Source organism: Auritidibacter ignavus, from assembly GCF_003703835.1.
Classification (GTDB): Bacteria; Actinomycetota; Actinomycetes; order Actinomycetales; family Micrococcaceae; genus Auritidibacter; species Auritidibacter ignavus.
Window position 1 is genome coordinate 26,966 of sequence record NZ_RDQR01000021.1, and the last position, 21,880, is coordinate 48,845.

The window sequence follows — 21,880 nt, forward strand, 5'->3', positions numbered from 1 at the left end:
CGACGGCCGGTACCGGAGCGGGTATAGATACTCCTTTTCCGGTGCCGGCCGTGGTCGCGCTTAGTGTTGGTTGAGCTCAGCTGAGAGCTGGCGCTGGGACTGCTGACGGCTGATCAATAGCTGATAGTCACGATTGCGTCGTTCGGCCACGACCGCGTGGAGATACACCGTCGGCGGTGTTTGTGCAGGTGGCGCCGGGGAGACATAAGGATCCACTAGTTGAAGCAACCGTTGGGTATGCAGGTTCTGGGCCTGTGGGGTCATCCGCGAAAAGTTTCGCAAGTACTGGTTGATTTCTACCAGTAATTCATCGGGTATGCGTCCTACATCGGCGATCTGAGCCCAACGATGTAGTTCCGCTGGCACGGTTGGCAACGGCTCAGGTAGTCGCGGTTGCCGGTCGTGAATCACATAGGTTCCTGCCATCATGTCGCCGAGACGTTTTCCGCGATCATTGAGAATGGCACTCATCAGTGCCACGGAGCCCAAGGTCAGCAACAATTCGAAAAACCCGCTCAGCGTCCGGATGAGGCTGTGCCGAAAAACGACGGCTCCGCCGTCGTCACGGATTACTCGGGTGCCGAAAACCAATTTGCCCACCGATTTTCCGCCCGAGACCGTTTCCACCGTGAGGGGAATTAGCACGAACCAGAAGACAACGGTGAGAAGGCTAAACATTCCCAACGCGGCCATATCTAACTGTTCGATGACGCTGGCCAAGACAACAAAAGTGGCCCACAGTCCGACCGCACTGAGCAAAATGTCGATGATTGTCGACATGCCACGCACGAAGACGGTAGCTGGGTTCAAATGCAGAAGAACCGCCTGACCGGTCACGACCGAGGTGGAGTTGCTCACGGCACCAAACTTTCGACTCGCTGAAGTGATGGTACTTCTTCAGCATAGCGGGTAGCCTGGCCTCGTGGACTTAGAGGCATACACGGCAGTGAATCGCGGTGACTGGGAGCGGCTTCAGACCTTGTCGAGAACCCGCCGACTCAGTGCGGCCGAAATCGATGAGCTGACCGAGCTCTATGGGGTGGCATCCACGCACCTGTCGGTCATCCAAGCCCAAGACCCACATGGCCCCCAGGCTCGCGGACTGTCACTCATTGTCGCCGGCGCCCGACAACGGCTCAGCTCTACCCCGGGAGATTTTACCCGCGCGTTTACGGACTTTGTGATCTATCGGCTCCCGTATGCTTTCTACACAATTCGCTGGTTGACTCTTGTGCTCGGGGCGCTCTTTTGTGCGGTAGCCACCGCTTATGGGGCTTGGGTGTATCAACACCCCGAAGTCGCCAATGCTCTGATGTCCGAACAACAACAAGAAATCTACGTGGAACACGAGTTTGTGGGTTATTACTCGCAGAACCCTGCCGCTTCCTTCGCTGGACAAGTCTGGACCAATAACGCCTGGATCGCCGCCCAAGAGGTTGCCTTCGGGATTACCGGGTTCTTCGTGCCTGTAGTGCTCTACCTTAACGCGGCGAATGTCGGGGTTGCTGGTGGCATCATGGCCCGCCACGGTGAAACTGACACCTTCTTCAATTACATTCTGCCCCACGGCTATATGGAACTTACCGCCATTTTTATTGCCGGCGCTGCCGGGCTGTACATCTTTTGGTCCTGGGTGGCGCCGGGCCGACACACCAGGTTGTTTTCCTTAGCCAGAGCGGGGCGAATGTTGATTACCGTGGCCATCGGTTTGGTGGTCGTGCTCTTTGTTTCTGGCCTGGTCGAAGGGTTCGTGACCCCCGCCGAGATACCCGACGTCTTGCGTCACGGTATTGGCCTGCTGGTTCTTGCCGCTTATTGGTGCTACACCTGGATTCTGGGAGCTCGGGCGGCACGGATGAACTTGGACGCCGACGTGGGGCAATACGATGGTGGAACCGTAGAACTAACCGCCTAAATTCGGACTTTCACGCTGGCTGGAGCTCTCTCAGCACACCATTTCCGCCACGTGTCGGTGTGGCCTAGAAATGACCGGGGTAGCGACGACTACTGTGGGGGACAACGAGTGCTACCCGTTGCTATTCACCCGCGCCGCGGAAAGAGGTTTCTTGTCGATGTCTGACAAAACATCACCCACCCCCGATGAGGCCCCAGAGTTTGAATCTGGCATTGACTACGCCCGTTTTCAGGAACCCGACGACGCTGAGAGCGCGGACGAGCAGAACACGACCGAGTCCTCTCCCACAGCATCGTCACCACAGTCCACCCGGGACACCTCGGAATCAACCCCGCTCTACAGCCAGCTCTCCGAACAGGACACGGTGAGTCATGACTCGGTGGATCAACCCACCCACCCAATCCAGACCCTCCAGCCTGACGCTGAGCCCTCATCCGCCCCCCGGGACTCTGACGAATCGTCTCGGACAACCCCTCCGGCGGACCCTCACGACTCCGGATCGGCCACGACCGCCGCCACCACTGCCATGCCGAACTTCCTCAAAGACCATGACGACAGGTCCTCGCTCGACCGTACTCAGGCTCTCGACGATGGAGTAAGCAACAGCACCACGATGGCCGAGTCTGAAACGGTGCACGAAACCCGGGCCAGCCGGCGACGGCCCAACGCGCAGGCTGAGCTACCTCAGCCCGAAGCTACGGGGGCTCCTGACGTTGCCGCCGTCGCTGGTGCTACCCCTGTTGCTGAACCAGCAACAGCAACCGGAACGCAGCACAACCTGCTGGCAGACCACGACGGTCTACCGGCAGACACCCGGGAAGATCGGGTAGCCGAACAACAACGCCTCCTCACAGACGCGCAGGCGCGTCTTGCTGCCCGCGCCCAAGCACTTGAAGGACCCAAGACTCTCTCCCGGATCCTGCAAACTGTGCTGGCAATCATTGCCCCCATTGCCTTCTTAACCGTGGTCATTCGCGCCGTGGCTTCACCCTTATTTCTCTGGATTGAATACCACCGACCCGGGTTCCCCGCCGATGACTTTGGCCTGACGACCACTGAACGGCTCGACTACGGTTCCTATGGGTTGGATTACCTGTTTAACCTCGCCTCACCCAACTACCTGGCGTCATTGACCTTCGCCGATGGGTCACCACTGTTCACCCAGGACGAGGTCTCTCACATGGCAGACGTCAAGTCGGTGATGCTAACCTCGATGCTGATCGGAGCCGTATTGGTCATCGCTTCGGCGATCATCATGGTGGTGCTCTCTCGGATCTCGAAAGGCGCCATTCGCCGTTCACTGTTTGCGGCCAGCATCTGGCTGTTGCTCGTCATCGTGGCCCTGGCTGTCGTGGCCATCATCGCCTGGCAGGATTTCTTCGCCGGCTTCCACGCGCTGTTCTTCGCTGACGGAACGTGGACTTTCTACGCTTCCGATACCCTGATCCGGTTGTACCCCAATCAGTTCTGGATCGACGCCGGTCTCGCCGTCGGAGCGCTGACGGTGTTGACCGCGGCGATCACGCTGGTGGCAACCTGGCCGACGAAGCGCCGGAAAAAGCGCTCCGCCCAAACCCAGCTGATGATGCTGGCAGCCCGCCAGCAGTGGCCGACGACCGACGGGAAGGTCACCGAGGTCAGCTTGGAAGAAGGATCTCGCCCTGGGCGTTAAGTAGTACGCTATAAATTCCCGGCAGAGCCGGAGGAGTACAGGCTCTCGATCTGGTCCTGGAAGTCCTCAATGACCCGGTTGCGCTGGAGCTTAGCCGCTGGAGTGACATAGCCGGCTTCCTGGGTCAGCTCGGCGGAGATGATCTTAAACTTCCGGACCGACTCTGCCCGAGACACCGACTCGTTGGCCTGATCGATATACTGCTGGATCTCCTCGCGGACCTGCTCATCAGTGGCCGCCTCAGCCAAGCTGAGCGGATGCCGGTCGTGCTGTTCGCACCAGTGCTTTAGCGCATCCGTATCTAGTGCGATCAGCGCACCCACAAACGGACGGTTATTGCCCACCACAACAGCCTGGTCGACCAGCTCGCAGGTGCGGATGGCTTCTTCCAGGGGAGTAGGTGCGACGTTCTTTCCGCCTGCGGTCACGAGCAGTTCCTTCTTCCGGCCGGTGACATATAGGTAGCCCTGGTCATCCAGGCGCCCAATATCACCGGTGTGGAACCAGCCGTGCTCATCGACGGCGGATTCGCCGGAAGCCTGTGCCCCGTAGTAGCCGGGAGTGACCGCAATACCGCGCAACAGAATCTCATCGTCGTCGGCCAGCTGGACTTCCATGCCGTGCATGGGTCGGCCCACGGAACCAATGCGGGTAACGCCGGGAACATTCACCGTCGCCGGGGCGGTGGACTCGGTCAGGCCATAGCCCTCTTTGACGTGAATTCCCATACCGGAAAAGAAGTGAGCCAGTTCGGGATGCAGCGGGCTGGCACCGGAGATCGCCACTCGGGCATTGCCACCCATCAGCGCTCGGATCTTGAAAAAGACGAGCTTGTCAAACACCTTGTGCTTGAGCTTCAACGCCATGGACGGACCGGAGCCTTCTCCGCGTTGTTGAGCGTCGCAGGCAGTAGAGTACTCAATAGCGACCTGGCGGGCAGCGCGGACGATCTTCTCCTGGCCCCCTTCTCGGGCCTTGTTGATGATGCCGGCCTCGACCTTCTCCAACATGCGCGGAACCAGCAACAACCAGGTTGGGCGGAAGGACCCGATATCCCGCAACAGGTAGCCCAGGTTGGGGGTATGGGCAATCTGAATCTTGCCCACCAAACAACCAAACTGCACCGCACGTGCCAGAATATGGGCCAACGGTAGAAACATCAGGGTCCGATTTTCCGGTGCGGCCAGGATCTCACTGGTGTACTCCAGCAGATTGGCTGCGCCCAAGGCAAGATTCCCGTGTGTGATGATGGTTCCCTTGGGGCGACCGGTGGTCCCGGACGTATAGACAATGGTAGCCGGGTCCGAGAGCGTAGCGGCGGAACGGGCCTGCTCGAGCTGCTCATCGGAGATGGTCTCGCCGTCGGTCGTCAGTGCATCGAAGAGGTCCTCGTCGAGAGCCAGCCGTTCGATGCGGGTGGAATCGGTGGCGGACTGATTCAGCTCATCAACAGCTTTCTCAGCCGCCTGGGCCTGTAGTGTGCCCTGGTGCAAGATCACCGTGGTCCCGGAATCGGAGAGAATATGACTAATCTGGGCCGGGGAGGAGGTGTCATAGATTGGCACTGAGATCGCTCCGGCAAACCATAGCGCCTGGTCAATCACGGCCCACTGATAGGACGTCGGAGCCAACACAGCAACGAGGTCGCCGGGTTTGATGCCACGGGCAATGAGGCCTTTGGCGACCGCCCGGACGCGATCTAGAAATTCGCGATAGCTCACATCGATCCAGCCTCCAATGCCGTTGGAGAGCGCGTAGGCGGGAGCCTCGGGGCTGTGGTGGGCGGTTTTCAGCACCAAATCGGTGAGATTGGAGTCTTCGGGAAGGGAGACTTTCAACTGGGTGTTTACGTACCGCATGGGTTCCTTCTCTACTCTCGCTGAACGGTTAAGACGCATCGTTGATCAGCGGTTCTCACCGAATTAAATCCAGGACTGAATCCACATCCGCCACCGCCATTGATCATAGGGAATCTCTTCGGCGGTCCAGATCGGCATAAAGAACGCTGAGACCAGCATAATCACCAGAATATAACCTAGGACAATGACCAGATTTCGGGTTTTGGCTCGGGGATTGTGGCCGGTTTCCCACCGCAACAACCAGCCTAGGCAATAGACGATGGCCAGAATCAGGAAGGGCTCGTAAGCGATGGTGTAGAAGAAGAACATCGTCCGCTCCGGCCAGAGCACCCAGACCAGTTGTCCGGCCACATAGGCACCCAAGATGGCGCCGACGCGCCAGTCGCGCTTGGCAAACCACACCACCGTGAGGATAATAATGGCCACCGTGCCCGACCACCACAGGATGGGGTTGGCCAGATCCAGGATAGCTTCCGAATAGTGTGCTGCCCCGCAATCACCCGAACCGTCGTCGGTGGATTCGTAGTGGAAGGAGACCGGCCGGCCCATAAAGGGCCAGGTCCACGGCGACGAAGCGTAGTTGTGTCCCGAATCCAGACCGGTATGGAAGTCGGTGGAGGCACGATGGTAGTGGAACCAAGAGCGCAACGTGTCAGGGATGAGCGATCCCAGCCACGATTCGGCAGGGTTGTCCTCGGCCCAGTGACGGTGATAGCCCCGGGAGGAGACAAACCAGCCGGTCCAGGTGGCCAAATAGGTCAGGAATCCAACTCCGACCACGCAGACGAATGCCCACAGACCATCGCGGAGAATCCCGCCCAGCGCCCAGCGCCTGATCCCGACCACGCGACGGGCGTTGAGGTCCCAGAACACCGTCATCAGCCCGAAGATTGCCACGAATGCTAGTCCGGAGAGCTTCACCGAACACCCGGCTGCCAACAAAATGCCGGCCACAATACGCCACGGACGCCACCAGATCATCGGCCCATAGCGCAGTACCTGGGACAGGGTTCCGTTGCGATAGGCGGAGTTGATTGTGTCGGCGAGTTGCCGTCGTCCATGATCACGGTCTAAGACCAGGGCGCCGAAACCAGCCAGGACGAAGAAGGACAAGAAGATATCCAGCAGACCGGTCCGGGACATGACCAGGTGGTGGCCGTCGACAGCCATCAATAATCCCGCGGTGGCGCCTAAAAAGGAAGAATGGAAGATTTTCCAGGCGATCAGTGACAGAATCAGCACCGACAAGGTTCCGACCACCGCCGAGGAAAAGCGCCAGCCGAACCCGTTATCGCTACCAAACAGTAGCATCCCCAGGCCGATCAGCCATTTGCCCAAGGGTGGGTGGACCACATAGGCGGGTTCATTGAGCGGTTCGGCCTCACCGGCGATAAAGGCGTCGTTGATGTCTTCTTCCCACTCCATCTCCACACCGAAGTGCAACAAGGAGTAGGCGTCTTTGACGTAGTAGGTTTCGTCAAAGATCAACTTGTGTGGGTGGTCGAGACGGTGGAATCGCAACAGCGCGGCCACGGCAGCGACCGCTAAAATCAGAATCCATTCCCACCGCTGGGTGGTCAGTTTCTCACCCAGCAATCGAGCACGAAGCACCGTGTCGGTATAGGCATGGTCGATAGAATCGAGCCAGGTGCGGCGAGCACCTTGCCTGGCTGTGGGAGCGGGAGTTTCTGTCAACGACACACAGAACATCGTACGTGAGAACACCCGGCGGTACGGTATTTGCGGGAGAAGAATTGAGAGGGGATCAATGAAGGGTGGCCCAGACACCGAAGCTCATGACTTGCACCAGGCGGGCGAGGGCCAGATTGTGTTGGTTGCGACGCCGATTGGAAACCTGCAGGACGCCACTGACCGGCTACGGACCGTGCTGGCTAGCGCCGAGATTATCGCCGCCGAAGACACCCGCACCACTCAACGGTTAGCTACTGCCCTAGGAGTGGAGATTCGTGGTCAACTCATCAGCCACCACGAACATAATGAACAACGGTCCACCCCGGAGCTACTGGAGAAAGTACGCCAAGGGGCCACGGTTGCGGTGGTGACCGATGCTGGCATGCCGGTGGTGTCAGACCCTGGTTTCCGTCTGGTGCAGGCGGCGGTACAAGACGGGTTGACCGTGACCTGCGCCCCGGGGGCTAGCGCGGTCACGACCGCGCTAGCAGTCTCGGGATTGCCGAGCGATCGGTTTAGCTTCGAAGGGTTTGTTCCGAAAAAACACGGCGAGAAAACCCGGTTCTTGACGGATCTTCAGGATCAACCGCGCACGCTGATTTTCTTTGAGTCCCCCCCACCGAGTGGTCGATACGCTACAGGTAATGACTGAGGTCTTTGGCGAAGATCAGATCGGGTGCGTGGCCCGGGAATTGACGAAACGGCACGAAGAGGTGGTGACCGCCTCCTTGCGTGAGTTATTGGGTTGGACGCAGACGGCGACGCTTCGCGGAGAGTTTGTGCTCTTACTGGCTCCAGCTGACAACCGACGGGTCGAACTCGATGACGAACAACAGCTACGGCTCGTGGACGAATTGGTTGCTACCGGGATGCGCGCTAAAGACGCCACCAAACAGATCGCACACGAATACGGCGGTTCGGCCCGGACGCTGTACAACCTCTACCAACAACGTCGGTGATCTCCTGCGACCAGGGGTTAGCTCCGACAGATCAGCCCCGGACACTCAGTGACCTGCCGGCGGGGTGACCGGTCTGGGGTGGACTGTGTCTTCCGGGGCTGTGACGAGGAATTCATCGTCGGTCGGGCAGGGCGCTAGGGGAGCAGGCCCCCCACACTGGCACGGAAGCCACCTGAACCAGCGGCACGCCGGGCCCGGGCAACGTCATAACCGGGGCCGTAGGAGGTCAATGCCGGGCGCTGATCTGCCGGGGTACCTTTCAGACGTTCTTCCACCAGGTCGACGAGGGCCGAGACGAAGTCGGGGTGGGTGCCCGGAGTGGCGACGCGTTTGAAGATCAGTCCGCGCCCCTCGGCTTCCTCTTTCGCCTCGTTATCCAGGTCCCACCAGACTTCCATGTGATCAGACAAGAAGGTGACCGGAACGACGACGATGGCCTTCTTCGACTCGTCGAGTTCGCTAATGGCATCTCCAATGTCTGGTTCCAGCCACTTCTGCCAGGCTGGGCCCGACTCCGACTGCCACACCGACTGCCAGGAGATCTCGGAAACACCGAACTCCTTCAGGACAGCGTCAACGATGAGTTCAGCCACGGCCACGTGCTGTTGCTCGTAGGTACCGCGCACTTCGGGGTCGTGCTCATCGGATTCGTCTGAGACCTCATTGTGGGTCAGCGGAATCGAGTGGCCAGCGAACATGAACTCCACATCGCGTTGCAGGTCCAAGTCCGGGGTCTCGGTCTGCAGTTCGCGCACCTTGGCGATGGTGTCTTCGATGAAGGGGTTGATGAAACCGGGGTGGTCGAAGAATGCCCGGATCTTATCGATCTGGACTTCATTCCACAGGTCTAGGTACTCCAGCGCGTCGGCGAAATCCTCGCGGTATTGGCGATTGGAGGAGTACGTCGAGTAGGCCGAGGTCACCAGGGCAAAGATCTTGGTCGGCTCTGGTTTCGCACCGTCTTCGGTGTGGTCGGCCTTGCGAGCCTGCGCGTCGGCGTGAGCCTGGTGGATGGCCTCGGTGAAGTAGGGCTCCCAGTTGCGGTTGCCGAAGTAGATCGGCAGGTCAATACCGCGGGCAACCAGTTCCTTCTCCAGGGCTTCTTTCAGCGCCAAGTTCTGTTCGTTGATCGGGCTGACACCACCGCGCTCGCGGTAGTGTACGGCGACTTCTTCTAAACGCTCGTCGGGGATGCCGCGACCGGCAGTCACATTGCGCAGGAACGGGATGACGTCGTCCTGGCCATTGGGCCCGCCGTAGGAAGCCAATAAGATCGCGTCAAACTCGGTGGGTTCTTCAACCCATTTCACACCGGACTGGGCGTGGGGTGTGGCTGCGGGAACGGCTGCACCGGCCTGAAGCACGACGCGGGAAGCCGGTTTGGGTTTGGACCATTCGGTCACGGTTCCTCCTGAGGATCGGGGCCACGTTGAATCACAGCCGTGACGCGCGGTCACGACCTGATCTGTAGGGTCACTTCTCAGTCTAGTTCTTCCTCAATACACCGCTGTCAATGCGACCCTGTGCCCCGTAGAACGGGAGTGGTCATGGGCGGAGAGTACACTACAGATCTGGTGCCTGCATAGCCGTCAAACCGTCAGGAACGGAGTAATGCTTGGAGTGGGAGGTGGCTCCGATCTACCGTTGTCCGTGCTCACGCGTGGTAAGGAAATGATGAGTTCGAAGAAGTCGAAAAAGTACGATCAGACCGGCGTGCCCGAGGCCTATCGGGTGCACTGGCCTGATCCAGCCCGTCCCGGAGTCGTAGACACTGTGTCCGAAGGGGGTGGCCCACGTCGTGACACCGTGGATGAATACACCGGAAAGCAGCGGGTGCTGGTCTACCCGAAAGCGCCGGAACCTTTGGTCTCGCCGATCATCGACAACCACGCTCACCTGGATTTTCGTGACGGACTCGTCGAGGTCTCCATTGCCGATGCACTAGATACTGCCGAATCCGTTGGTGTAGCCGGGGTAATCCAAGTCGGCTGTGATCTGGACTCGGCACGGTTCACTCTTGAATCCATCGAGACTCACCAGCGCTTACTCGGGGCCGTGGCCCTGCACCCTAATGAAGCTGCCGAGATCTGGGATCAGCAAGGCCAGGCCGGGCTGGAGCGGGCCATTGAGGCTATTGCAGAGATGGCCCGGCATCCTCGCGTCAGGGCGGTGGGAGAGACCGGGCTCGATTATTACCGTACTGGTGCAAAAGGCCACGAAGCGCAACAATATTCCTTCCGAAAACACGTGGAGCTGGCCGTTCAGTTGGGTAAAGCAGTACAAATCCACGACCGCGAGGCGCATGAGGATGTTGTCGAGATTCTGCTGTCTATGCCGCAACGCCCCGAACACGTGGTTTTTCATGCGTTTTCAGCAGGGCCCGAGCTGGCCGACATTTGTAACGAACACGGTTGGTACATGTCTTTTTCAGGTCCGGTGACTTTTAACGCGAATGACCGCCTGCGAGAGTCTGCAGCCCTGGCACGGCCAGAGCTGATCCTGACAGAGACGGATTCTCCGTTCTTGACTCCTCATCCGCGTCGGGGACGGCCTAATGCTCCGTATATGACGCCACTGACGTTACGAAAAATCGCTGAGGTGCGTGGTACTGGTGAACAGCAGATGTGCGAACAGGTGATGGCCAATACTCGGCGTGTTTACGGGGATTTTTCCTAGATTTCGGTTCGGCAACGGTGATGTGAGGATACCGTCAGTCAACCCTCGGCAACGGTGTGTTGTTCACAAAAATCGTTATAGAGTTGAGACCTTCGTTATCTTTCCGTTATTGTATTGGAATGTCGACGGGGGACACTCCCTTTGTTGAGGGCTTCCCCACTTTTCAGATCTCTCGTTGGTCGCTAACCATCACCTACCCGAAGCATTGGAACACCTTTTCATGTCACGAGTATTTAGTAGTAGCGTGAGCAAGCTCGTCGCGCAGCTGGCAGCGCTTGCGCTGGTTCTGGGCGGGCTAGCAGCTTTCATCCTGACTCAGAACAACGGAAGCGCTCAGGCACAGGATCAGCAGAACTCTGGCCAAGGGGAAGCACTCGATATCGATCTGGCCTCCAGCGTTCAGCCACTGACCGACTTCATCCCGGCAGCACCCACTGTTGTGGAGGTGACCCGTGCCGGTGAAACCGAAAACTACGCGGTGTACGCCGATACTGTCGGGGAGGCTCTGAGCTTGTCCGGCATCGAGGTCGGCGAGAAGGACAAAGTGAGCCCTTCCACCGACACTAAGATCTCCACCGGTGACAAAATCACCGTGCAGGTTGTCACCACCGAAGAGCTTGTCGAAGAAGAAACGATTGAGTACGAAACCGTTCGTGAAAACGACGACAGCCTGGAAAAGGGGAAGACCAAGGTAGAGACCGAAGGTGAAAACGGCACCGCTGAAGTCACCTACACCGTCACCGTGATCGACGGCAAAGAATCGTCCCGCGAAGAGACCCACCGTCAAATCACCAAAGAACCGACCGACGAAGTCGTGAAGGTCGGCACCAAGGAGAAAGAGCAGCAGGCTAGCTCTTCATCGTCTACTTCCTCGTCTTCCTCATCATCGTCGTCCACCTCCTCCGATGACGACTCAGAGGATTCCTCCTCGGATGATTCTGAAGAGTCCTCCAGCTCCGGCGGTGCGGCTCCCAGCTCTGGTGTCTGGGCGAAACTGGCCCAGTGCGAGTCCGGTGGCAATTGGTCGACCAACAGTGGTAACGGCTACTACGGTGGCCTGCAGTTCTCCGGTCCCACCTGGAAAGCCATGGGTGGCACCAAGTACGCGCCGACTGCTGATAAAGCCACTCCGGCCCAGCAGATTGAAATTGCTAGCAAGTTGCAACGTCAGTCTGGCTGGGGCCAGTGGCCAGCTTGCTCGCGTTCCCTGGGACTGCGCTAATAACACTCTGGGCTGACCGCAACGGCCAGGACCACGAAAGAGCTCGAGCATCTCTCAAGAGGTGCTCGAGCTCTTTCGTGTGGTCAAGTGAGGTGGTAAATACCACTAAAATGATGACTGTGACTGCTGAAGCCCAACGTCTGCTGTCGGCCGCAGATATTCGTCGTCTTGCCGAGCATTTGCAGCTACGCCCGACGAAATCCTGGGGTCAGAACTACGTCATCGATCCGAACACCATTCGTCGAATTGTTGATCAGGCACAGCTTGACCCCACAGAGCACGTTTTAGAGATTGGTCCCGGGCTGGGCTCGTTGACTCTGGGCCTGCTTGACCAAGCCACCGCGGTGACCGCGGTCGAAATTGATCCGGTTCCCGCCGCAGCGTTGCTTGAAACCCTAGAACACTTCCGTCCTGGCGCGTCGCGTTGTGCCAGTGTGCTGCAAGCAAACGCTCTGCAGATTGATGCTGACCAGCTCCATGACGTACGCCCGGCTGCGACCAACTCAGCACCGACCGCGCTCGTGGCAAACCTGCCGTATAACGTGGCGGTCCCTGTCCTCCTGCACATTCTGGCGTCAGTGCCCAGCATCCGACACGGGTTGGTGATGGTGCAACAAGAAGTCGCCGATCGGCTCTGTGCGGCACCGGGCACCAAGATTTATGGAGTTCCCTCTGCCAAACTGGCCTGGTACGCTACCGCACGCTCCGCTGGAACTGTGGGAACCCACGTTTTTTGGCCCGCACCGCGTATTAAATCCGGGCTTGTGCATTTTCACCAACGCGAACCAATCCAGACCACAGCATCTCGGAACGAGGTCTTCACCGTTATCGACGAGGCGTTCGCACAGCGACGCAAGACCCTGCGGGCAGCACTATCGAACTGGGCCGGCTCTGGTGCCTCAGCAGAACGGATTCTGCGGGCAGCAGGCCTCAACCCCCAGGCCCGTGGGGAAGTGCTCAGCATTGAAGATTTTGCCGCCATCGCTGAGCAGTCCAAGACCCTCGGAGTCGGCGGATGAGTCTACGTCCCGGAGAGTTCTACGGACACGTCACGGTTACCGCGCCGGGCAGGATTAACCTCACCACCGAGGTCGGGCAACAGCTCAGCCCGTTCTACCACCAGCTAGCCACCATCTCACTGGCGATCTCCCTCAGTGACGAGGTCGTCGCCGTCGCCCGTGACGATGAACATATCACCGTCTCCATCTCCGACTCCTCCCGCGGAATCCTCGATCCCGCTGATATCCCCGATGACCATTCCAATGTGGTTTTTCAAGCAGCTGACCTGTTGCGACGCCGGTTGCAGCTTGAGCCGGAAACTCACGGGGTTGACCTGTATTTGACCAAAGACTTGCCGTTGGCAGGCGGAGTGGGTGGTCGCGCCGCCGACGCTGCGGCAGCACTGATGGCCTGCGCTGCCCTGTGGGACCTGCACCTGTCACGGCGTGACCTGGCCCAGCTGGGAACCGAAATCTCCACGCAGGTCCCGTTTGCCATCCTGGGCGGTGCAGCGGTGGGGATGGAACGCGGTGATGTATTGTCGCCGATCCTGACCCGGGCAAGCCTCAACCTGGTGATCGTTCCAGCCTTTTCGGTCTACGCGCCGCGCGAGGTCTATGCCAACCTCGCCTCCCTGCGTGATGAAGGTATCCAACCACAGCGGGAGTGTGCAGCAATTGATCCCGAACTACTGGACGCTCTGACTCGTGGGGACGTGGAAACGATCGCGTTGCTCATGCACAATGATCTGCAAGCCGCTGCCGTCTCACTGTTGCCGGAGCTCTCCGACGTGCTGGATATAGGCATGCAAGAAGGTGCTCTGGCTGCCATGATCTGTGGGGCCGGACCGACCGTGATGTTCTTGGCCCGTAACGCTGACGACGCAACGCAGTTGGCCTCACGGGTAGAAGAACGTTGCGGGATCGCCTCCATCCCGATTAGCGCACCGAGGTCAGGCGCTCGCATTCTGTAGAGTGTTTTACCGGTATCAACCTGACCGATTCGTCATGTTGACGTAGTTCAGGACAGAGGAGGGACGCTGTCGATGGCTCACTTGCTTGGTGCTGAAAATATCTCGATGACTTTTGGAACCCGTACCGTGTTGGACGGGGTGACGCTGGGTATCTCGGAAGGCCAACGAATCGGTATCGTGGGTCGAAACGGCGACGGTAAATCAACGTTATTGTCGATTCTTACCTCACAACAGAGTCCCGATACCGGCCGGGTCACCACCCGCAATGGGCTCCGAATCGGTGTGCTGACCCAGTCCGATGCGTTGCGTGGCGCGGACACGGTGGGCTACAGCATTGTGGGAGGCCGGGCAGAGTACGAATGGGCCTCACACCCACGCATCCGCTCGATCATTTCCGGGCTGGTGGCCGATCTGAATTGGAACGCCGCGATCTCAACGCTCTCGGGTGGACAACGCCGTCGCGTGGCTCTGGCCCAGTTGTTGGTCGAAGACTGGGACGTGATTGGCCTGGACGAGCCTACCAACCACCTGGACTTGGAAGGGATTCGGTGGTTGGCCGATCACCTCAATCAGCGTTGGACAGCTCATGAAGGCGGGCTGTTGGTCATCACCCACGACCGGTGGTTTCTGGATGCGGTGTGTACGGATACGTGGGAGGTTCATGACGGCATGGTGGAGCCTTTTGAAGGCGGCTACGCCGCCTACGTATTGCAGAAAGTCGAACGGCAACGCATTGCTGCCGCCGCCGAGGCGAAACGTCAGAATTTGATGCGCAAGGAGTTGGCTTGGCTGCGTCGAGGGGCACCGGCCCGGACCTCGAAACCCAAATTCCGGCTCGACGCTGCCGCTGAGCTGATTTCTCAAGAGCCCCCAGTTCGTGACTCGATTCAGCTTCAAGCGCTGGCCGTCTCCCGGTTGGGCAAAGATGTGGTGGATCTGGAGAATGTTTCGGTTGACTATGACGGGATCCACGTGCTGAACAATGTCACCTGGCGCATTGCACCGGGGGAGCGCACCGGAATTCTCGGCGCCAACGGCGCCGGCAAGTCTACGTTGCTGGGGCTGATCGCCGGAACCGTCGAACCGGACTCCGGACGTGTTAAACGTGGGAAAACCGTGAAATTGGGAGTCCTCGACCAGAAGTTCTCGCAACTCGAAACGATTCGCAACGACCGGGTCCGAGACGTCCTGGCACGTACCAAAACCTCATTCACCATCGACGGAAAAGACTTCACCCCGGCCCAATTATTGGAACGGCTCGGGTTCAGTCGTGACCATCTGTCCACCCCGGTCAGAGACCTGTCCGGAGGACAGAAACGACGGTTGCAGCTTTTGTTGGTGCTGTTATCGGAACCGAACGTGTTGATCCTGGACGAACCCACCAACGACGTGGACCACGAAATGCTGACGGCTATGGAAGATGTGCTGGACTCCTGGCCTGGCACTTTGTTGGTCGTCTCCCACGACCGATACCTGCTGGAGCGCGTCACCGATCAGCAATATGCCATCATCAACGGGACCTTTCGGCATTTGCCCGGTGGCGTCGACCAGTATCTCCAGCTCGCCGAACAGGCTGAGAGTCAAGCCAAGACGACACCGTCGACGAACCAGAAACAGCAACAACACCATTCCTCCGGCGCTGACAACGTCGCCGGTAACGAACAGTCACGTGGCTTGTCTGGGGCTGAGAAACACGCTGCGCGGAAAGAAGCGTCCTCGATTGAGCGCAAACTGGAGAAACTCAACACCGAACTCACTGAGCTAGAAGAAAAAATGGCCACTCACGACCAGACAGATTTCGAAGGGCTTGCGGACCTGACAGCCCAAGCCTCCGAGCTCCGCAAAGAGATTGATACCAAGGAATCCCGTTGGCTGGAGTTGCTCGAAGCGGTAGAGAGCTAACTGTACTTCCCCGGGAGGTTGTGAACACTCGCGGTAGGAAGAAGACCTCCGGTACAGATGGGGTTAGCACAACCTGCATCTGAAAACCGGAGGTCTTCATGTTCCACTCTAATGCACCGTTGACTCCTGAAGGCCGTCGTCGCCTTGCTGTGTTGATTGTTGAGGACGGCTGGACGATTCGTCGAGCGGCCGAACGCTTGCAAGTCTCACCGGCCACGGCCTCGAAGTGGGCCGCTCGCTATCGGGCCGGGGAGCCGCTGACGGATCGATCGTCGCGGCCGCATCGGTCACCCCATCGGTTGTCTGTTCGCAAGGAGCGGCGCATCATTGCGTTGCGGTTCACCCGCCGGGGGGCCCGCATCGGATCAGTTATCACCTGGGTATCGCCCGCTCCACGGTGGGTCGGGTGCTGGCCCGATACCGGATGCCCCGGTTAGCGCACGTGGATCAGACCACCGGGCTGCCGGTGCGCACACCAGCCCCCATCCGTTATGAAAAATCGGCTCCCGGGCAGCTCGTGCACGTGGATATCAAGAAACTGGGCCGAATCCCCGACGGCGGTGGCCATCGGAAACTCGGGGTCGCAGGCCGCAAAAACAACGGGTACGGCAACACGGGCCGCGGCTATGCGTTCTTACACCACGCCGTGGATGATCACCCGCGGCTGGCCTATTCTGAGATCCTGTCCGATGAGCGCAAAGAGACCGCCGCAGGGTTCTGGCAACGCGCCCAAGCATTCTTCGCCGATGCTGGGATCACCGTGCAGGCCGTGATGACTGATCATGGCGCCTGTTACCGCTCACGCCTGTTCAAGGCCAACCTTGGGGACACCGTCAAGCATCGCTTCACCAAACCCTACCGACCCCAAACCAATGGCAAAGTCGAACGCTTCAACCGCACCCTGGCCCAGGAATGGGCCTATGCCCAAACCTATTACAGTGACCAAGCCCACGCCGCAACCTACCCCGACTGGTTGCACTACTACAATCATCACCGACCCCACACCGGCATCGGCGGTCTCACCCCAGCTGAACGCGTTCACAACCTCGCGGGGAATTACATCAGTCGTCTGCGTCGGTGCTCGGCATAACACTGTCGAGGTTCTTAAACGCAGGCGTTACGATGCTAACCGCAACTACGATACCAATTACAGTTGCCAGAGAAAGCCCTGCCGCCGGTAGCCCCCAGTTGCTCGCGACAGCAGCTATTGGGGCAGACGATACAGCTGGCGCCGCGAGCATAATAGTATTCTGAGCGCTTAGCACTCTACCTCGCATTTGGTCCGGCGTAGCCTCAATTGTCGCTACTCCAATCACGGCCGAAACGGGCGCGCCAGCAAGGCCTATAACCACAGCGGCGGTAATTACGAGCCAAGGAGTTGCCATTACTCCTAGGCCGATGTATCCCACCAAAGTCCCAATCATCCCGACAACAAACCAGGTCCGTCGCGATATCTTTCCTACAGTCACAGCGTATATACCGGCCCCGACCAGGCTTCCGGCGGATAGGCATGCGACGACCAGCCCCGTGAGCCCGGGAAGATCTTCAGCCGCGAAGAATGCAGGTAGCAAGCTCGTCTGCAGCGCAGCGGAGGTGGCAACAAACAAAGCGGTAAGCGCGGTGGCGCCAAGAATAAGGCGCTGAGAGAACAAGAACCGTAGAGCCACACCGAGTTCAGACAGAACTGCAACCATCGGAGAGCGGTACTGATGCTTGTCCGCGCATTCCAGAGCGTCAGGGTCTCCTGCTCTATGTTGGATTCCATATGAGGCAACTGCAGCGGTTAGGGTCGTAGCCGCAGTTACAAATAAAGTCGTGGATCCAACGCCGAAAACGGCAATCAGTAACCCACCTAGACCCGGACCAGCCAACATGAGCGCACCAGAAAGAGCCTCGCGTGTTCCAACAAGACGATCAAGTGTGTCTGGGCGTTCATTATTCAACTTAGCCAATTTCGGCAAAAGTGCCTCTCTGGCAGTCATTCCAGGCGCATCCCCAAAAGCTCCTAACACTGCCAAGCCGATGAACCAAGCTAAATTTAGTCCTACGGTTGCGTCAACAATCGGAAGCGCTACAACCGCACTGGCAGAAATAACATCACTGATGATCGAGATCGTTCGACGATTGATGCGATCGATTAACACGCCGGCGAATAGTCCAATCACCGCGCTCACTGCAGATGTAACGCTCGCCACGATCCCGGCGGCGAGGATGTCACCGGTTCGCGCGAGCACCAAAAGAGGCAGGACGATTGATGCGATGCCGTTGCCCAGGAGGGACAAGCTATAGGAGCCGAAGTATGCCCATGTGCTTCTGTTCATGGCACTATGAAAAACTATGCCGTCGCGGCCAGGTCAACACTCGGAGCGAGAGACTGATCATGAGCTCGGCGGCAATGGAGTCTGTAGTCGGCGTCGGTCGAGGTCAAGCTACGTTTCACGCTTCGCCAGGCAGCACTGCCGAGGCCAACACGCGCGATAGCGCGAGCCCCTTCTTCTCAGTGGACACGTGCATGTCACGCGGCCGACGTGCGCTTCGCGCACACGGCCGTCCGTAACTCGTGGCCTAGATGCCCCGGAGTGCCTCATGTCAAGATCCCCGGGAATTGCAGGCTGTGCCTGACACATATTTTCCCCGCTAACCGGGGTCTGAGCCGGCCCGGGTGTGGTGGACCTTGATGCCCGCGGGGTCCGGTTGGGCCTGAGTTTTCTCGATCTCGCGCTCGAGCTTCGCGGTCTTGGTCGCGGTGAGCTTGATCAACCGTTGCTGGATTTGATCGATCTCGGCAGCCAGGTCGACCGGATCCAGACCTGCCCGGTACTTCTGAAGCTCTTGTTTCTGCTGGGCGTTGAGGATCCCGGAATCCAGCAATCGTTGATACGGTGTCTTCGCAGAGTCGTAGACGCGTTTGCGGCGGCCGGCACGATCGGTGGAATACCCGGTCGGTTTCTTCCTCGGAGTGAAGAAGTTCAGGCGGTCGTTGACCAGCGGCCACAGGCGTTGGAGAAGCTCCAGCTCGGTCGCGGTGTCGTAGCGGTAGGAGAACCCGTACCGGCGCACGAGGTGGTTGTTCTTCGATTCGATGGTGGCCTGATCGTTCTTCGTGTACGGGCGTGCCCGGGTGAAGAAGATCTTGCGGTCAGCGGCCCAGTCGTTGAGGTTGTGGTTGATGAACTCGGATCCGTTGTCGAAGTCGAGTCCGGTCACCAGGTAGGGCACAGTATTGACGAATTGTGTGCAGGCATCGACGACGTGGGTCGAGGCGTTGTTCTTCATCGGGTGGGTATAGACCCACCCGGTGTGCATGTCGGTGTCGTTCACGCAGCGGGCGAACTCGCCGTTGAGGGTCGGGCTGCAGTGGGCGAGGGTATCGATTTCGAAGAAGCCGGGTTCGTCGTCGACTTCGTCACCGGCCTTGGGCACGGTGATGGAGTTCCGCAGCAGGCTCCCGGGCTTCGTCGCTGACTTCCCAGGCAGGGGATCCTTGTCACGGACTGGTTTGAGGTACCGGTTGATGGTCGCCGGACTCATCGCCAACAGCTCGGCACGCACGCTGTGGTTGTAGCGGCCTTTGCCCGGGATCAGGTGGGTGGGCTTCGAGGCAGTCCAGCAGGCCTTCCATGGCTGTGGCGAGGTACTGACCGCAGATGCCGCCGGCGATCGAGCACACGTATGGCAAGATCTTGACCGCGTCGTAGGAGTATTTGCGGGCCTTCGTCTTCGGCCTGTCGATGACCGCGACTGTGGCTTTCACGCGTCCTTTGGGCTGCCGGGTACGGCGGGTGAGTTGCTGGCGGGCGTGGTCGGGGTTCTACCCGGTGAGTTCGGTGACGGTATCGAGGATCGCGGCTTTAGGTTTCTTCGGCGCTTGCGTGTAGGCGGTGGCGTAGTTCTTCGTGATCTCGATTCGGCTGCTCATAGATACGTCCTTGTCGACCATGACCCCATCGTCGTCGTGCCTGGTGGCCCGGGAGAAAGATTTCGCGTGGATTCTTCTGTGAGGCACGACCCCTTACTACGCGGGGACTTTCTATGAGTCTCGTCGCAGGCGGTCCGTCAGCTGTGGGCTCGAGCGAAGATAGTGCATGACGCGACCCCGTCGCTCAGGGCGGAGGGCACGACTCAAGGAAGAGAACATGTCCATGCAGACCGAGAACACCATGATGGCGGAAGCAGTCTTCGGCGACTTTCAGGACACCATCGACCTGATGGAGCAGGCTGAGCGCGAGGAAGCGTTCGCCACGGACCCTGAGATGGTTGCAACCACCCCCGTCTGCGCAACGATCGGTACCGCTCTGATCATGTGCTAAAAGGCGGGAAACCCTGATTGGGCCCTACCGAAGCAGTCGCCTATTGCGATCGGGTAGGGCCCAATCTGTGCCCGGGGTCCTGGCCCAGCACTAGTAGTTCTGCAAGCATTATTGATCGTTGTGAAATCGATCGACGGAAAAGGTGGACGCGATGGAGCGGATGGGGTCTCGGGTCACAGTATCCGATGAAAAGGAGTTCAAGAGGTACGTAAAAACAGCGCGAGGCTTCGACAAGGAACAGCGACTTCTTAACCGGGAGTTCCAGGCTATGCAAGCGGCTGCAGAGATTCTGGATGAAGCCGGAAACCCGGTCGCATTGCCAAGCACACGTATCCTCGACAACCAGATTACCATGGAGACCCCTCACGGATATTCCTCCCCGATCAAGGATTTTTTTGATCGGGATCTTCCCACGGACTGGCGAGGTCAAGTTTCCCTCATCGGGAAGAAGCTAGCCATCCTACACCGAGCGTCAATAGATTTCGGCGCGGAGCCAGAATCACCCATTCTGTATCCTATTCCGGCTCACCTCTTCATGCACATCACTGACGGCGCGCTATGGACGCTAAAGCAACTTCCAAAACAGGTGCACGAAACGTTAAAGAGAACGATCACACAACTCCAGGAGATGGAGTCAGTGTTCATTCATGGCGATCTCTCGATAGACAACGTACTTACCACTGAGCACGATGCGGTGTTTATCGATTGGGAGCTGGCGGGCGCGGGACCGAATCTGCATGATATCAGCTCACTAATGGCATCGTTCCTTGCATCGCGTGTGCGGGCACAAACCGCGGGAGGTACTGTACGTACCAGCGTGCCAGCTGGCCTTATGGGGGAATTTAAAGAGTTCACTGCCCACCTCCTAGGCGCATACGGGTTTGCCTCCGACACCGACGAGGCGGTGCTTCTCGTGCGTGTCGTAGCCTTGAAACTTCTTGCGCGGTCACAAGTGGTGGCCGCTGCATCGGTTCCACAGACTGCGTTGGCGACGGTTTTGTTACGCATGACAATAAACATGACCGCCAATGCCACTGCTATAAGCAAAGGGTTGATGCGGGATGCTAAGTAAGGGCACTAGGTCTGCACTGCTTGAAACTGAGTATACGGCCGCGGCGCGTTGGGCCGAAGAATGTCTTAACTCTCTATTTGTCGATGGCAAGGAACTTAGGAGGTGCCTCAACGGTGAGTCTGTTTCAGCCACTTCGAGTGTCGCAGCGAGGACGGTGAGTCGCTGGCTTTACGAGGACGTCCACTTAAAGAGGACAGGAAGCTCAGTGGCGCGAGGCGCCGAAGTGGCTAGCCCCGTGGTGGCATCAACAGCACTGAGGAATGCACGCCGAACTAGTCTAGGCTGGAGTCTGCGACCATCCGCCGAGGGCGCTACCGTCGCGACATCTGCTTTGAGTGGTGTCGAGCTTCTCATCGCTGCCGAGCAGCGTAGCGAGTGGATTGTCGGGCCTGATGCATTAAGCGTACCAAGAGTGCGTAAAGGGGCTCTTCACAATCGAGGGTGTAGACGGGGCTTGAATCCTCCGCTCTCGAGCAAGGACCTGGCGATGTAGTTGGTTGGGTTCCGGAAGCCCAGGGCGGATCCGCGCAGGTGTTCGAGTCGTCCGTTGATGGCCTCGGTGGGTCCGTTGGAGGTTCCGGGGCGGTCGAAGTAGGCCAGGATGTCTGCCGCCCTTTTCTTCAGCGTCC

General features: G+C 58.8%; 19 protein-coding genes and 1 pseudogene. 12 read left to right on the top strand and 8 right to left on the bottom strand.

Annotation, left to right across the window (positions count from 1 at the left end):
* Positions 1 to 60 precede the first annotated feature (60 nt).
* On the bottom strand, positions 61 to 858 hold the full coding sequence (locus DYI20_RS09965) for an RDD family protein (RefSeq protein WP_122549421.1): 798 nt from the start codon (positions 856 to 858) through the stop codon (positions 61 to 63).
* A 64-nt stretch (positions 859 to 922) separates the two neighbouring features.
* On the opposite strand from DYI20_RS09965, the gene DYI20_RS09970 reads away from it, so the two are divergent.
* Positions 923 to 1,915 (top strand): stage II sporulation protein M, encoded by a 993-nt coding sequence (locus tag DYI20_RS09970; RefSeq protein ID WP_110099605.1) that lies wholly within the window; start codon positions 923 to 925, stop codon positions 1,913 to 1,915.
* Between the two features lie 157 nt (positions 1,916 to 2,072).
* Positions 2,073 to 3,587, top strand: a complete 1,515-nt coding sequence (locus DYI20_RS09975; RefSeq protein ID WP_166769880.1) for a TIGR01906 family membrane protein — start codon at positions 2,073 to 2,075, stop codon at positions 3,585 to 3,587.
* Positions 3,588 to 3,595: 8 nt separating this feature from the next.
* Here the strand turns inward: DYI20_RS09975 and DYI20_RS09980 are convergent, their stop codons facing one another.
* Both DYI20_RS09980 and DYI20_RS09985 read right to left on the bottom strand, forming a co-directional pair.
* Positions 3,596 to 5,446: an AMP-dependent synthetase/ligase gene (locus DYI20_RS09980; protein WP_122549423.1), complete on the bottom strand. Its 1,851-nt coding sequence runs from the start codon at positions 5,444 to 5,446 to the stop codon at positions 3,596 to 3,598.
* Between the two features lie 63 nt (positions 5,447 to 5,509).
* Complete coding sequence (locus tag DYI20_RS09985) at positions 5,510 to 7,147, bottom strand: dolichyl-phosphate-mannose--protein mannosyltransferase (RefSeq protein ID WP_244924681.1); 1,638 nt, start codon at positions 7,145 to 7,147, stop codon at positions 5,510 to 5,512.
* A 67-nt stretch (positions 7,148 to 7,214) separates the two neighbouring features.
* Here DYI20_RS09985 and rsmI point away from each other — a divergent pair, with 67 nt between their 5' ends.
* Positions 7,215 to 7,790: a 16S rRNA (cytidine(1402)-2'-O)-methyltransferase gene (rsmI, locus tag DYI20_RS09990; protein ID WP_243857634.1), complete on the top strand. Its 576-nt coding sequence runs from the start codon at positions 7,215 to 7,217 to the stop codon at positions 7,788 to 7,790.
* A complete protein-coding gene (locus tag DYI20_RS12650; RefSeq protein ID WP_243857632.1) occupies positions 7,783 to 8,097 on the top strand; it encodes a hypothetical protein in 315 nt (104 codons plus the stop codon). The genes rsmI and DYI20_RS12650 overlap by 8 nt, the downstream gene beginning before the upstream one ends.
* A 134-nt stretch (positions 8,098 to 8,231) precedes the next feature.
* On the opposite strand, the gene DYI20_RS09995 is transcribed toward DYI20_RS12650, so the two are convergent.
* Entirely contained in the window at positions 8,232 to 9,500 is a 1,269-nt protein-coding gene (locus DYI20_RS09995) for a ferrochelatase (protein WP_122549425.1), read from the bottom strand.
* Between the two features lie 208 nt (positions 9,501 to 9,708).
* On the opposite strand from DYI20_RS09995, the gene DYI20_RS10000 reads away from it, so the two are divergent.
* From DYI20_RS10000 to DYI20_RS10025, 6 genes and pseudogenes are all read left to right on the top strand, one after another.
* The gene (locus DYI20_RS10000) at positions 9,709 to 10,773 is read left to right on the top strand and encodes a TatD family hydrolase (RefSeq protein ID WP_243857630.1); all 1,065 of its coding nucleotides are present in this window, start codon (positions 9,709 to 9,711) and stop codon (positions 10,771 to 10,773) included.
* A 244-nt stretch (positions 10,774 to 11,017) separates the two neighbouring features.
* Positions 11,018 to 11,995 carry a resuscitation-promoting factor gene (locus tag DYI20_RS12820; RefSeq protein ID WP_166769879.1) on the top strand — a complete coding sequence of 326 codons (978 nt, stop codon included), beginning with the start codon at positions 11,018 to 11,020 and terminating at the stop codon, positions 11,993 to 11,995.
* A gap of 110 nt (positions 11,996 to 12,105) precedes the next feature.
* Positions 12,106 to 13,014, top strand: a complete 909-nt coding sequence (gene rsmA / locus DYI20_RS10010) for a 16S rRNA (adenine(1518)-N(6)/adenine(1519)-N(6))-dimethyltransferase RsmA (RefSeq protein ID WP_424923551.1) — start codon at positions 12,106 to 12,108, stop codon at positions 13,012 to 13,014.
* On the top strand, positions 13,011 to 13,967 hold the full coding sequence (locus DYI20_RS10015; RefSeq protein ID WP_122549427.1) for a 4-(cytidine 5'-diphospho)-2-C-methyl-D-erythritol kinase: 957 nt from the start codon (positions 13,011 to 13,013) through the stop codon (positions 13,965 to 13,967). The genes rsmA and DYI20_RS10015 overlap by 4 nt, the downstream gene beginning before the upstream one ends.
* Before the next feature lie 72 nt (positions 13,968 to 14,039).
* Positions 14,040 to 15,869, top strand: a complete 1,830-nt coding sequence (locus DYI20_RS10020; RefSeq protein WP_122549428.1) for an ABC-F family ATP-binding cassette domain-containing protein — start codon at positions 14,040 to 14,042, stop codon at positions 15,867 to 15,869.
* Between the two features lie 98 nt (positions 15,870 to 15,967).
* A pseudogene (locus DYI20_RS10025) lies at positions 15,968 to 16,959 on the top strand (IS481 family transposase).
* Here DYI20_RS10025 and DYI20_RS10030 read toward each other — a convergent pair.
* From DYI20_RS10030 to DYI20_RS12665, 3 genes are all read right to left on the bottom strand, one after another.
* Positions 16,931 to 18,190 (bottom strand): MFS transporter, encoded by a 1,260-nt coding sequence (locus DYI20_RS10030; protein ID WP_122549429.1) that lies wholly within the window; start codon positions 18,188 to 18,190, stop codon positions 16,931 to 16,933. The pseudogene DYI20_RS10025 and the gene DYI20_RS10030 sit on opposite strands and share 29 nt — an antisense overlap.
* 316 nt (positions 18,191 to 18,506) lie before the next feature.
* Positions 18,507 to 19,400, bottom strand: coding sequence for an integrase catalytic domain-containing protein (locus tag DYI20_RS10035; protein ID WP_243857628.1), 894 nt, complete (start codon positions 19,398 to 19,400; stop codon positions 18,507 to 18,509).
* Entirely contained in the window at positions 19,357 to 19,623 is a 267-nt protein-coding gene (locus DYI20_RS12665) for a hypothetical protein (RefSeq protein WP_243857626.1), read from the bottom strand. Before DYI20_RS12665 ends, DYI20_RS10035 begins: the two co-directional genes overlap by 44 nt.
* Before the next feature lie 382 nt (positions 19,624 to 20,005).
* On the opposite strand from DYI20_RS12665, the gene DYI20_RS12380 reads away from it, so the two are divergent.
* Together DYI20_RS12380 and DYI20_RS10040 are read left to right on the top strand one after the other, a co-directional pair.
* Positions 20,006 to 20,179: a hypothetical protein gene (locus DYI20_RS12380; protein WP_158524770.1), complete on the top strand. Its 174-nt coding sequence runs from the start codon at positions 20,006 to 20,008 to the stop codon at positions 20,177 to 20,179.
* 151 nt (positions 20,180 to 20,330) lie between these two features.
* Positions 20,331 to 21,251, top strand: a complete 921-nt coding sequence (locus DYI20_RS10040) for an aminoglycoside phosphotransferase family protein (protein ID WP_122549430.1) — start codon at positions 20,331 to 20,333, stop codon at positions 21,249 to 21,251.
* A gap of 429 nt (positions 21,252 to 21,680) precedes the next feature.
* Here the strand turns inward: DYI20_RS10040 and DYI20_RS10045 are convergent.
* Positions 21,681 to 21,880, bottom strand: a 200-nt coding sequence (locus DYI20_RS10045) for a transposase (RefSeq protein WP_136090121.1), incomplete at its 5' end; no start/stop codon positions are given.